Raw genomic sequence first — 12,812 nt, 5'->3', positions numbered from 1 at the left:
GAGTTGTCATAGATGGAGCCTTTAGTCACTCATAAAGGAAAAGCCGCTGTGCTTAACCGAATCAATGTAGATACAGATCAAATTATTCCGAAGCAATTTTTAAAAAGAATCGAACGAACAGGATATGGCCGCTTTGCCTTTTTCGACTGGCGTTATTTAGCCGATGGCAGCCCAAATCCAGATTTCGAACTGAATCAGCCAATCTATGAAGGAGCATCCATTTTGATCGCAGGGGAGAACTTTGGCTGCGGATCATCTAGGGAACATGCTCCTTGGGCGCTTGATGATTATGGCTTTAAAATTGTCATCGCACCATCATTCGCAGATATATTTCATCAAAACTGCTTTAAAAATGGGATGCTTCCGATTCGCCTTGATTATGATGTGTGGAAAACCTTCGCTGCGTCATATGAGAACAAAGGGTATGAGATGACGGTTGATCTTGAAAAACAGCAGATAGAAGATCACGAAGGGAATATCACCCCTTTTCAAGTCGACCCTCACTGGAGAGAAATGCTCCTAAATGGTTATGATGAGATTTCATTAACATTACTACTAGAAGATGACATTCAAGCATTTGAAGAAAAGCGCAGCAGCTGGCTGCGCGCTTAAGCAACGAGAAGCTGTCCGCCCGAGGTGTGACGGCTTCTTTTTTGCATGAAAACCTCTCGTTACTTGTGTTTACTAATCTTCGTTGGTAAACTGATAAAAAATATGCGCCCGAAAGGAACGTAAGCATGAAGCATGACAAGAAGAAAGATAATGTCATTTTGTTTCCTGGTCTGAAAGAAAGACTGATTGAAAAAGGAATGGCAGCATTAAAAGATAAACAGTATCAAGAGGCGCTTCACTTGTTTTCAGAAGCTAAATCGTACGATGACGATGAAGAATCCGATATTCACCTCGGAATGGCCATTTGTTTTCTGGAGCTGGGTGAGCTGCAGGATGCAAAGCGTGTTTGTGAAAAAATGCTGCATGAAGGATATGGCCACTATTTCACTGTGCTCCAAGTGTATATGACGATCCTCATTCAGCTGAAAGAATATGAAGAAGTCAAACAGACGATTGAGGCTGTGCTTGAGGAAAACCACCTTCCGGCAGAAAGTGCGGAGCATTTTTACAAGCTGCTCGAATTTAGCAGAAAAATGATTGAATCACCTGAAGAGATTTTAGATGAAGATGAGGACGCCGGAAGTGAGGTCAACATAGATGATATGCTGAAGCGGCCGGAAGAACAGGTCCAGTTCATCCATTCATTGAAAGACCGGAATATTACACCGCACATGGGTCTATTAAATACCATCTTACAAAACCCTGATGGGAACCCTTTGGTCAAATCAATGATCCTGCAGCTTCTGGCAGATCATGATGTGGCAAAGCCGGTTCATGTGACAAAATTCGGTGATTCATTAACACTTATTCCTTCTGAGGCAGTAAAGCCAGAGCAGATGCCACTTCTTCAGCAAGTCCTTCGTATGCTTGATCACACGCTTGGCAATGAGAATCCGACCCTTTACCAAGGCGTGGAAGAGTTATGGCGCCGGCACTTATTTGTGCTGTATCCATTTCTTCCTAAATACACAGATCCAAGTCTTTGGGCAGCGGCACTTCATAAAGTCGGCTATGAAATGCATGGGATTGAGATTGAACTCCAAGAATTGCATTTATTGTATGAATTTAACGAACGAGAGCTGAGAGAAGCTTGCACAATGCTGAAAGATATTGAAGAAATTTCTTATTTGTAATTTGTCGATTTAGTTGAAAGACGGACTTGTTATGTTATAATATAATGGTTGTATTTGTGCATATATAGTGCAGTTGTCAGATTCCAACGGTTGAAAGACGATATGTATAATCAAGTCAAATGTTGTATACATAATGCAAGCTTCTTAGCGGAGTGCGTGGTTTTTGATTGGACGAAGTCTTTATGATGCTTTAGAATGGAGCAACGCACAATCTGAATAGATTTTTGGAGGGAAACACACATGTCAGTAAAATGGGAAAAACAAGAAGGTAACGAAGGCGTACTAACTGTAGAAGTTGACGCTGAAACATTTAACAAAGCACTTGATGATGCATTTAAGAAAGTGGTTAAGCAAGTATCGATCCCTGGATTCCGTAAAGGGAAAGTACCACGTGGTCTTTTCGAGCAGCGTTTTGGTGTAGAATCTCTTTATCAAGATGCATTAGATATTCTTCTTCCGGTTGAATATCCAAAAGCAATCGACGAAGCTGGTATCGAGCCAGTTGACCGCCCTGAAATCGATGTTGAGAAAATCGAAAAAGGCGAAAACTTAATCTTCACTGCAAAAGTAACAGTGAAGCCTGAAGTAAAACTTGGTGACTACAAAGGTCTTAACGTAGAAAAAGACGACACAGCTGTCACTGATGAAGATGTACAAGAAGAGCTAAAAGGCATGCAAAACCGTCAAGCTGAGCTTGTTGTCAAAGAAGAAGGCGCAATCGAAAACGGCGATACAGTTGTTCTTGATTTCGAAGGATTCGTTGATGGAGAAGCATTCGAAGGCGGAAAAGCTGAGAACTACTCTCTTGAAGTAGGTTCTGGTTCATTCATCCCTGGTTTCGAAGAGCAATTAGTTGGTCTTGAAGCTGGCGCTGAAAAAGACGTAGAAGTTACATTCCCAGAAGAATACCATGCTGAAGACCTTGCAGGTAAACCAGCTGTATTCAAAGTGAAAATTCATGAAATCAAAGCAAAAGAACTTCCAGCACTTGACGATGAGTTCGCTAAAGATGTTGATGAAGAAGTAGAAACGCTTGCTGAGTTAACTGAAAAAACGAAGAAACGTCTTGAAGAAGCAAAAGAAAACGAAGCAGAAGGAAAACTTCGTGAAGAGCTAGTTGCGAAAGCTTCTGAAAATGCGGAAGTTGACATCCCACAAGCGATGGTTGACACTGAGCTAGACCGCATGATGAAAGAATTTGAACAACGTCTTCAAATGCAAGGAATGAACCTTGAGCTTTACTTCCAATTCTCTGGACAAGATGAAGATGCGCTGAAAGAACAAATGAAAGAAGATGCTGCTAAACGCGTAAAATCTAACCTAACACTTGAAGCAATTGCTGCTGCAGAAAACTTACAAGTGTCTGACGAAGAAGTGGAAGAAGAACTTTCAAAAATGGCTGAAGCATACAACATGCCACTTGAAAATATCAAACAAGCGATCGGATCTACTGAAGCAATGAAAGAAGATCTAAAAGTTCGTAAAGCAATTGATTTTCTTGTAGAAAACCGTTAATATGGTGCATAATAATAAAACAGGGCGCGAGTGACTCGTGCCTTGTTTTGTACAATTTTTGACTTATCATCGCTTCTTTTGGAAACGATAGTGTAAGTCGCATCTTTCTGTCATACATATCTCAATGTGCAGTGTTAGAAACACATCGTTACCGTCTTTTAGGAAAGTATGGTAAAATGCATACATACTGGACCCAGAAAGGTAGCTGACTGTTAGCTACAGGCAAGTGAAGAAGAATAAGGGGTGAAAGAATGTTTAAATTCAACGAGGAAAAAGGTCAATTAAAATGCTCGTTTTGCGGAAAAACGCAAGATCAAGTGCGTAAACTGGTCGCAGGACCTGGCGTATATATATGTGATGAATGTATCGAGCTTTGCACGGAAATAGTTGAAGAAGAGCTCGGCACAGAGGAAGAAGTTGAATTCAAGGATGTTCCGAAGCCTCATGAAATTCGGGAGATTCTTGATGAATATGTCATCGGACAAGACAATGCGAAAAAATCCTTAGCTGTAGCGGTGTATAACCACTACAAACGGATCAATTCCAACAGCAAGATTGATGATGTTGAGCTTTCGAAAAGTAATATTTCTATGATTGGACCAACAGGAAGCGGTAAAACATTACTTGCTCAAACACTTGCTCGTATTTTAAATGTTCCATTTGCGATCGCAGATGCAACATCATTAACTGAAGCAGGTTATGTTGGTGAAGACGTAGAGAATATTTTACTAAAGCTGATTCAGGCAGCGGATTATGATGTAGAAAAAGCGGAAAAAGGCATTATCTACATCGATGAGATCGATAAAGTAGCAAGAAAATCAGAAAACCCTTCTATCACTCGCGATGTATCTGGGGAAGGTGTCCAGCAAGCCCTTTTGAAAATTCTTGAAGGAACAGTCGCTAGTGTACCGCCTCAAGGTGGACGTAAGCATCCGCATCAAGAATTCATTCAAATTGATACGACGAACATCCTCTTCATTTGTGGAGGAGCCTTTGACGGGATTGAGCAAATCATCAAACGCCGCTTAGGTCAAAAAGTCATTGGATTCGGTGCGGAAAATAAAGTCGAAGATCTTGAAAAAGAAGTCCTTCTATCAAAAGTACTGCCAGAAGACTTGCTTCGCTTCGGTTTAATTCCAGAATTCATCGGCCGCCTGCCGGTTATTGCAAGCCTAGAGCCGTTAGATGAAAAAGCACTTGTAGAAATCTTGACGAAGCCTAAAAATGCGCTTGTTAAGCAATATACAAAAATGCTTGAGCTTGACGATGTAGAGCTTGAATTTGAAGAAGATGCTCTTAGCGAAATTGCGAAAAAGGCAATTGAGCGTAAAACAGGGGCTCGTGGTCTTCGCTCAATCATTGAAGGCATCATGCTTGATGTCATGTTTGACCTTCCATCTCGTGATGATATTGAAAAATGTGTCATCACTGGTGCAACGGTTGCTGACGGTGAGCCGCCGCGTCTTGTGTTAAAGGATGGCACAGTCGTCAATAAAGATACAAAAACATCTGCATAAGAGAAGTCTCACTCCTGAATCATTTTGATTCAGGAGTTTTTTATTTATCGCAGAAGACGTGTTTATTCCGTCCAGCTCTAGGAAATACTAGCAGACAGAAACCAATACATACGATAGATGAAGGAGGGAGCACCGATTGAGCTGGACAGGAATCGTATTATTTATACAGCTGTTCTTTGGTATCGTCATCGGGCTGTACTTTTGGAACTTACTGCGAAATCAGCGCACACAAAAGGTGACGATAGACAAAGAATCAAAGAAAGAAATGGAAGCACTCAGAAAGATGCGGTCAATCAAGCTGAGTGAGCCTTTATCAGAGAGAGTCCGGCCAAAGGGATTTCAAGATATTGTAGGGCAGGAAGACGGCATTCGTGCTCTAAAAGCAGCGCTGTGCGGACCGAATCCTCAGCATGTCATTGTCTACGGACCACCGGGGGTTGGAAAAACAGCCGCTGCCCGTCTTGTCATGGAAGAAGCGAAACGTCATGCTGATTCACCGTTTAAGAAAGATGCGGTATTTGTGGAGCTCGATGCAACAACCGCAAGATTCGATGAACGGGGCATCGCAGACCCGCTCATTGGTTCCGTGCATGACCCGATTTACCAAGGGGCGGGAGCGATGGGACAGGCAGGCATTCCGCAGCCAAAACAAGGAGCCGTTACGCATGCACATGGCGGGGTTCTGTTTATCGATGAAATTGGGGAACTGCATCCGATTCAAATGAACAAAATGCTGAAAGTCCTTGAAGATCGGAAAGTATTTTTAGATAGTGCCTACTACAGCGAGGAAAACACCCAAATTCCGAATCACATTCATGACATTTTTCAAAATGGGCTTCCGGCTGATTTTCGATTGATTGGTGCTACGACAAGAACACCTGAAGAAATTCCACCAGCGATTCGATCGAGGTGTTTGGAAATTTTCTTTAAGGACCTTGACCAGCATGAACTGAAAATTGTTGCTGCTAAGGCTGTCAAGAAAATCCAAAAGGAATTATGTGATGAAGGGCTGAACCTGTTAACCTCTTATGTGAAAAATGGCCGTGAAGCAGTCAATATGGTGCAGATTGCCGCTGGAATGGCCGTCACGGAAAACAGAAAAGACATCACGATCGCCGATGTCGAGTGGGTCATTCACTCAAGCCAGCTGACACCAAGATATGAACAAAAAGTACCGGAAAAGCCAAAAGTCGGTGTAGTGAATGGTCTGGCAGTCTACGGACCAAACAGCGGTGCCTTGCTCGAGATTGAAGTGAATATATGTAAGGCACTCGAAAAAGGAAGTATCAACATTACAGGCATTGCAGAAGAAGAAAGTATTGGCAGTCAGTCTAAATCTATTCGACGAAAAAGTATGGCAAAAGGATCTGTTGAAAATGTATTAACAGTGCTGAGAAACTTGGGCATACGGACAAATGAATATGACATCCATATTAATTTTCCAGGCGGTGCCCCTATTGATGGACCGTCTGCTGGGATTGCCATGGCGGCGGCGATTTTCTCTGCCATTCATCAAATCCCGATTGATCATCTGACAGCGATGACAGGTGAAATCGGGTTGCAGGGTCAGGTGAAGCCGATCGGCGGTGTGATACCGAAGATTAAGGCGGCGAAACAAGCTGGTGCCACAACCGTGATTATTCCTTATGACAACCAGCAGTCGATCTTAAAAGAGATTGAAGGCGTCACCATTGTGCCTGTGAAGCACTTCCAAGAGGTGCTGGATCAGTGTTTGGTCAACCCGCCAGACGAGAAGAAAGATGGACTAGAAGAGGAAATGAAAAGAAAATCTGTTTAATCCCCATCACATATGGGGATTTTTTAGTGAAATAGATCTTTTTTTCTTTTTCAAGATAAAAAGAAAGGGTATACTACGGTAAGATCATCATTTCTCAAGTCTTTTACATTGTACAAGACTGAAACAGGTATATTATAATGATTCATACTAGTGACGGAGGTGTCAATCAACATGGCAGATGAAATCAAAAAGAATGTTCCGCTCCTCCCATTGCGAGGCTTGCTTGTTTATCCAACAATGGTCTTGCATTTGGACGTTGGACGCGAGAAGTCTGTTCAAGCTTTAGAACAGGCGATGATGAACGATCATATGATTTTTCTAGCAACACAGCGGGAAATTTCAATAGATGAACCAGGTGAAGAGGAAATTTTCAAAGTCGGCACCTACACAAAAATCAAACAAATGCTGAAGCTGCCGAATGGAACGATTCGTGTACTCGTTGAAGGCTTAAATCGAGCGCAGATCGAGTCATATGTGGAGCTTGAGGACTATACGTCCGTCGATATTAAAGAATTGGCAGAAGAAGAGTTAAAGGACGCAGAAGCAGAAGCACTCATGCGCACTTTGTTAGATCATTTTGATCAGTACATAAAAATTTCAAAAAAAATCTCAGCTGAAACATATGCAACGGTGACGGATATTGAGGAACCGGGGAGAATGGCAGATATCGTTGCTTCTCACCTGCCGCTCAAATTAAAGGACAAACAAGAAGTACTGGAAACAGTGGATGTCAAAAAACGTCTGAATCGTGTCATCAGCTTAATCCACAATGAAAAAGAAGTGCTGGAAATTGAAAAGAAAATTGGCCAGCGCGTCAAACGTTCAATGGAACGAACGCAAAAAGAATATTATTTGCGTGAACAAATGAAAGCCATTCAAAAGGAGCTTGGAGACAAGGAAGGAAAAACAGGCGAAGTCAGTTCATTAATGTCTAAAATCGAAGAGTCCAGCATGCCTGAGTCTGTTCGTGAAACGGCGTTAAAAGAATTGAACCGTTATGAAAAAATTCCTTCAAGCTCTGCGGAGAGCTCTGTCATTCGAAATTATATTGATTGGCTGATCAATCTTCCATGGGGCATCTATACAGAAGATCGTCTAGATTTAAAGCTTGCAAGTGAAATTTTAGATGATGAGCATCATGGGCTGGAAAAAGTCAAGGAACGTGTGCTTGAATACCTTGCTGTACAGAAGCTGACCAATTCATTAAAAGGACCGATTCTTTGCTTAGCAGGACCTCCTGGGGTAGGGAAAACGTCACTTGCCAAATCGATTGCTAAATCACTTGATCGAAAGTTTATCCGTATCTCTCTTGGCGGGGTGCGTGATGAATCTGAAATTCGCGGACATAGAAGAACATATGTAGGGGCGATGCCAGGCCGTATCATTCGCGGGATGAGTAAGGCAGGCACAATGAATCCAGTGTTTCTTTTAGATGAAATCGATAAGATGTCCTCTGATTTTAGAGGTGATCCGTCTTCTGCGATGCTTGAAGTGCTGGATCCAGAGCAAAATCACAACTTTAGCGATCACTATATTGAAGAGACATTTGATTTATCGCAGGTGTTATTTATTGCCACTGCCAACAATTTAGCAACCATTCCAGGTCCACTTCGTGATAGAATGGAGATTATCACGATTGCAGGGTATACAGAGGTTGAAAAAGCAGAGATTGTGAAAGATCATCTTCTGCCGAAGCAGCTAAAGGAGCACGGATTAAAGAAAGGGAACTTGCAGCTTCGTGAAGCAGCGATTTATGATATGATTCGCTATTACACAAGAGAAGCAGGAGTTCGTGGATTAGAGCGTCAGCTTGCGGCCATTTGCCGAAAAGCGGCAAGAGCGATTGTGGCTGAAGACCGCAAGCGCATCACAGTGACGGAAAAGAACTTATCTGAATTTCTCGGAAAAAGACTTTACCGTTATGGTCAGGCTGAAACGACAGACCAAGTCGGGGTTGTCACAGGACTTGCGTATACGACTGTTGGCGGAGACACCTTATCAATTGAGGTATCGCTTTCTCCTGGTAAAGGCAAGCTCTTGTTAACAGGTAAGCTTGGTGATGTCATGAGAGAATCTGCACAGGCGGCATTCAGTTATATTCGATCCAAAGCAGATGAACTGAACATTGATCCTAATTTTAATGAAAAGCACGATATTCATATCCATGTTCCAGAGGGTGCGGTTCCAAAGGACGGGCCATCAGCTGGTATCACCATTGCGACGGCTCTTGTATCAGCACTCACAGGACGTCCTGTGTCAAAAGAGGTTGGTATGACAGGAGAGATAACGTTAAGAGGAAGAGTGCTTCCGATTGGCGGACTAAAAGAAAAAGCATTAGGCGCACATCGTGCAGGATTGAAAACCATTATTCTTCCAAAGGACAATGAGAAGGATATTGATGATATTCCTGAAAGTGTGAGAGAAGGACTAACCTTTATTCCGGTCTCACATTTAGATGAGGTGCTTGAGAAAGCGTTGGTAGGAGAGGGAAGATGAAAGTAACAAAATCAGATATCGTCATTAGTGCGGTGAAACCAGAGCAGTACCCGAGCGGCGGACTGCCTGAAATTGCGCTTGCTGGACGATCAAATGTTGGAAAGTCCTCGTTCATCAACTCATTGATTAATCGTAAAAATTTAGCGCGTACGTCTTCTAAACCAGGTAAGACCCAGACGCTTAATTTCTACATTATTAATGATATGCTCCATTTTGTGGACGTTCCGGGCTACGGTTTTGCCAAAGTATCAAAAACAGAGCGCGAAGCCTGGGGTAGAATGATCGAAACGTATATTACAATGCGTGAAGAATTAAAAGCAGTCGTCCAAATTGTGGATCTGCGCCATAAGCCATCAGTAGATGATGTGAACATGTATGAGTTCCTTAAATATTACGGAGTTCCAGTGATCGTCATCGCAACAAAAGCGGATAAAATTCCAAAAGGCAAATGGGAAAAACATGCGAAAGTCGTCAAAAAGACGCTCGACATTGACCCATCAGATGAACTCATCTTATTCTCTTCTGAAACAAAAAAGGGAAAAGATGAAGCCTGGAATGCGATCCTTGCGAAGGTAAACGGCTAAAAAAAGCATCTGCGATGAGCAGATGCTTTTTTATCTTTGTCTTCTTTTCAGTGTGATAAGAAAACTCTTGAAGTCTAGAAAGGACGAGTACTGGCGCGGAGCGAATTTGTTATTCGTGAGCACCAGCACGCAGGACTGACACCGAATGCGAGGGTTTGTCTTTACGCTGAAGGCATCTGCCATGAGCAGATGCCTTTTTTATTGTATAAGTTATTTCCTTTTTAAAAATAATAAGAGGAGACTGACAGCAATCAGTACATAAGGCCAGTACAATTCAAAGCCGGAAGTAGGGATCGAAAGGGAACTTAGCTGTTTTGTAATTTGCTGAAAGAAATAAAGGAACAAACCGAGTGCGATCAGCACAACACTTTCAATTCGATATTCTTTTTTCTGAGATGATTTCACAAAGAGTGCAAGTCCTACGATGAACACAATCATTGTAAATGTGTCAGGCCAGTGGTCCAATTTAGGCTGTAGAATAAAGTGTAGCGAAAGGCCTGTCATGAGCATACCGATAAACACATGAGCGCTTTCTTGCTCCTTTTTTCCTTGATATAAGAACGCGAGGCCAAAAAGCAGTACAAGTGTATACCATTTCTCTTGATCCTTCCAAATGTCAAATTGACCTCCTGAGAGAATGGCATATAGCGCTACAGCCAATAAAGTGAGCGGCAGCAAAATGGATTTCTTCTTCAAAGATGTCACCTTCTTTTAAGCAGATCATTTGTCCGCACGCGCCAAATCTGGTAAATTGCTTGAAGTGATGATATGGCATAATTGGTGTCGAACATTTTTCTACTATATCACAACATTTTTGAAATCTGTTCACAATTTTTATCCAGTTAAAAATGAATATATGTTATAATCATTATAAATAATAAATTCTATATTGTAATTATTATAAATTAGACAGGGCGTTGGGGGTGCAAGCTGAAGTTATGCATATTCTTGTTGTGGGTTTAGATTATAAAACAGCCCCTGTTGAGATACGGGAACAGCTGAGCTTTGAACCGAGTGAGCTCGGAACAGCGATGTCCAAGCTTAAAGAAGAAAAAAGCATTCTAGAGAATATCGTCATCTCAACATGTAATCGAACAGAGATCTACGCAGTAGTAGATCAGCTTCATACTGGACGGTTTTATATAAAAAGATTTTTAGCCGATTGGTTCGGTTTAGAAAAGGAAGATGTCTCTCCATATTTGAAGTTTTATGAAAACGATGGAGCGGTTGAGCATTTATTCCGTGTGGCTTGTGGACTTGATTCCATGGTCATTGGTGAAACGCAAATACTCGGTCAAGTACGTTCCAGCTTTAAAGTAGCTCAAGAGGAGAAGACCATTGGTACCGTTTTCAATTATTTATTTAAACAGGCGGTAACCGTTGCAAAGCGCTCTCATGCGGAAACGGATATTGCGTCTAATGCCGTATCTGTCAGCTATGCAGCTGTTGAGCTTGCCAAAAAAATCTTTGGACGTCTTTCTGATAAGCATGTCCTGATTCTTGGTGCGGGCAAAATGGGCGAACTGGCGGCTCAAAACCTTCAAGGTCAAGGAATTGGCCAAGTAACGGTCATCAACCGAACGTTTGAGAAGGCAAAGGAATTGGCCGGTCGTTTTTCAGGAGAGCCTAAGAGCTTAAACCAATTAGAAAAAACATTATCCGAAGCGGACATTTTAATCAGCTCAACAGGAGCGAAACAATTTGTCATTACAAAAGAAATGGTCGAAGGTGCGAATAAAAAGCGGAAGGGCAGACCTCTATTTATGGTGGATATTGCTGTACCCCGTGATTTAGATCCAGCTATTTCTGAAGTAGAAGGTGCTTTTTTGTATGACATTGATGACCTTGAAGGCATCGTGGCTGCCAACTTAAAAGAGCGCCGTGCAGTGGCTGAGCAGGTTGAGCTTCTGATTGAAGCAGAAATTGTGGAATTTAAGCAATGGCTGAATACGTTAGGTGTTGTTCCGGTCATTTCTGCACTTAGAGAAAAAGCACTCACGATTCAAGCCGATACGATGCAGAGTATTGAGCGGAAGCTTCCAAACCTCACAAACCGTGAAATGAAGCTGTTAAATAAACATACGAAAAGCATCATCAACCAAATGCTGAAAGATCCTATCTTAAAGGCAAAAGAAATTGCCGCGGAGCCGAATGCAGAGGAAAAGCTTTTACTCTTTAAAGAAATCTTTGATTTACAGGTTGAAGATGAAGAGCAAAAGGTCGAGCCGATGCAGGTGGAGCAAGGATCATTTCAGCTGTTCAAACCAAATATGGCGCAAGGCTTTGCTACAGTTGCCAGTGAGTGATTAAGCGATGATGGAATCCATTGTAGCGAGACTCAATGAAGCAACGATCTTAATCTATGCACTAAGTGTCTTGTTCTATTTCATAGATTTTCTTCAACACAACCGGAAGGCTGGAAAAATGGCTTTCTGGTTGCTTTCTATTGTCTGGCTGCTGCAAACAGTCTACATGTTCTATATTATGATGGAAACAGACCGATTCCCTGTGTTGAATGTAGCAGAGGGGTTATATTTTTATACGTGGGTGCTTGTGACACTGTCTCTTGTGCTCACAAAGGTATTGCGCGTTGAATTTATTGTCTTTTTTACAAATGTGATCGGTTTTTCCATGATGGCGATTCACACCTTTACACCATCTGATCTCCATTCAGCAGAACTAACGGGGAAGCTGACGAGTGAACTGCTCGTGATTCATATTACGATGGCGATTTTATCCTACGGTGCCTTTTCACTTTCATTTGCGTTTTCACTGCTTTATCTCTTTCAATATCGTTTGCTGAAAAAGAAAAAATGGGGAAAATGGCTTCTGAGAATTGAAGACTTATCAAAGCTGGATCATATGGCGTACGTATTAAACATTATTGGTGTGCCTATGCTCTTGCTTAGTTTAATTCTTGGCATCATATGGGCATATATTTCGTATGATACGTTGTACTGGACAGATGCAAAGGTGCTTGGTTCGTTTATTATGCTGTTTTTATATGGCTTTTACTTATATATCAGATTGGTGAGAAATATGCAGGGCAAAATCGTGGCATTTTGGAATGTCGCTTCATTTCTTGTGCTGATGATCAATTATTTTCTGCTTGGTAGCTTATCAACCTTTCATTGGTTTCAATAATGATGAGTCTTAA

General features: G+C 41.9%; 10 protein-coding genes. 9 read left to right on the top strand and 1 reads right to left on the bottom strand.

What is annotated here, in order from left to right:
* The first annotated feature begins 12 nt into the window (after positions 1–12).
* The 7 genes from leuD to yihA all read left to right on the top strand — a co-directional run bounded on the left by leuD (position 13) and on the right by yihA (position 9,655).
* Entirely contained in the window at positions 13–612 is a 600-nt protein-coding gene (gene leuD / locus MHI23_RS12805; protein WP_024423183.1) for a 3-isopropylmalate dehydratase small subunit, read from the top strand.
* Between the two features lie 125 nt (positions 613–737).
* Positions 738–1,745, top strand: coding sequence for a DNA damage checkpoint antagonist DdcA (gene ddcA / locus MHI23_RS12800; RefSeq protein WP_342491997.1), 1,008 nt, complete (start codon positions 738–740; stop codon positions 1,743–1,745).
* Positions 1,746–1,985: 240 nt separating this feature from the next.
* Positions 1,986–3,260: a trigger factor gene (gene tig, locus MHI23_RS12795; RefSeq protein WP_202738764.1), complete on the top strand. Its 1,275-nt coding sequence runs from the start codon at positions 1,986–1,988 to the stop codon at positions 3,258–3,260.
* Between the two features lie 251 nt (positions 3,261–3,511).
* Entirely contained in the window at positions 3,512–4,777 is a 1,266-nt protein-coding gene (gene clpX / locus MHI23_RS12790) for an ATP-dependent protease ATP-binding subunit ClpX (RefSeq protein ID WP_024423180.1), read from the top strand.
* Positions 4,778–4,913: 136 nt separating this feature from the next.
* Positions 4,914–6,575, top strand: a complete 1,662-nt coding sequence (gene lonB / locus MHI23_RS12785) for an ATP-dependent protease LonB (RefSeq protein ID WP_041107108.1) — start codon at positions 4,914–4,916, stop codon at positions 6,573–6,575.
* Positions 6,576–6,746: 171 nt separating this feature from the next.
* On the top strand, positions 6,747–9,071 hold the full coding sequence (gene lon / locus MHI23_RS12780; protein ID WP_024423178.1) for an endopeptidase La: 2,325 nt from the start codon (positions 6,747–6,749) through the stop codon (positions 9,069–9,071).
* A complete protein-coding gene (yihA, locus tag MHI23_RS12775; protein WP_285709152.1) occupies positions 9,068–9,655 on the top strand; it encodes a ribosome biogenesis GTP-binding protein YihA/YsxC in 588 nt (195 codons plus the stop codon). The genes lon and yihA overlap by 4 nt, the downstream gene beginning before the upstream one ends.
* Before the next feature lie 210 nt (positions 9,656–9,865).
* On the opposite strand, the gene MHI23_RS12770 is transcribed toward yihA, so the two are convergent.
* Positions 9,866–10,351, bottom strand: coding sequence for a hypothetical protein (locus MHI23_RS12770; RefSeq protein WP_034279808.1), 486 nt, complete (start codon positions 10,349–10,351; stop codon positions 9,866–9,868).
* 242 nt (positions 10,352–10,593) lie between these two features.
* Here MHI23_RS12770 and hemA point away from each other — a divergent pair, with 242 nt between their 5' ends.
* Both hemA and MHI23_RS12760 read left to right on the top strand, forming a co-directional pair.
* Complete coding sequence (hemA, locus tag MHI23_RS12765) at positions 10,594–11,961, top strand: glutamyl-tRNA reductase (protein ID WP_135032660.1); 1,368 nt, start codon at positions 10,594–10,596, stop codon at positions 11,959–11,961.
* A gap of 7 nt (positions 11,962–11,968) precedes the next feature.
* Positions 11,969–12,799, top strand: coding sequence for a cytochrome c biogenesis protein (locus tag MHI23_RS12760; protein ID WP_025092450.1), 831 nt, complete (start codon positions 11,969–11,971; stop codon positions 12,797–12,799).
* Positions 12,800–12,812: the final 13 nt, after the last annotated feature.

The organism is Bacillus sp. FSL M7-0003, assembly GCF_038628485.1.
Lineage (GTDB): Bacteria > Bacillota > Bacilli > Bacillales > Bacillaceae > Bacillus > Bacillus safensis.
This window is presented reverse-complemented; position numbering and strand designations above follow the sequence as displayed.

Bases quoted from the DNA above. Each gene is read 5' to 3' on its own strand.
- leuD (WP_024423183.1), top strand. From the start codon at position 13: ATGGAGCCTTTAGTCACTCATAAAGGAAAAGCCGCTGTGCTTAACCGA.
- ddcA (WP_342491997.1), top strand. From the start codon at position 738: ATGAAGCATGACAAGAAGAAAGATAATGTCATTTTGTTTCCTGGTCTG.
- tig (WP_202738764.1), top strand. From the start codon at position 1,986: ATGTCAGTAAAATGGGAAAAACAAGAAGGTAACGAAGGCGTACTAACT.
- clpX (WP_024423180.1), top strand. From the start codon at position 3,512: ATGTTTAAATTCAACGAGGAAAAAGGTCAATTAAAATGCTCGTTTTGC.
- lon (WP_024423178.1), top strand. From the start codon at position 6,747: ATGGCAGATGAAATCAAAAAGAATGTTCCGCTCCTCCCATTGCGAGGC.
- yihA (WP_285709152.1), top strand. From the start codon at position 9,068: ATGAAAGTAACAAAATCAGATATCGTCATTAGTGCGGTGAAACCAGAG.
- hemA (WP_135032660.1), top strand. From the start codon at position 10,594: ATGCATATTCTTGTTGTGGGTTTAGATTATAAAACAGCCCCTGTTGAG.
- MHI23_RS12760 (WP_025092450.1), top strand. From the start codon at position 11,969: ATGATGGAATCCATTGTAGCGAGACTCAATGAAGCAACGATCTTAATC.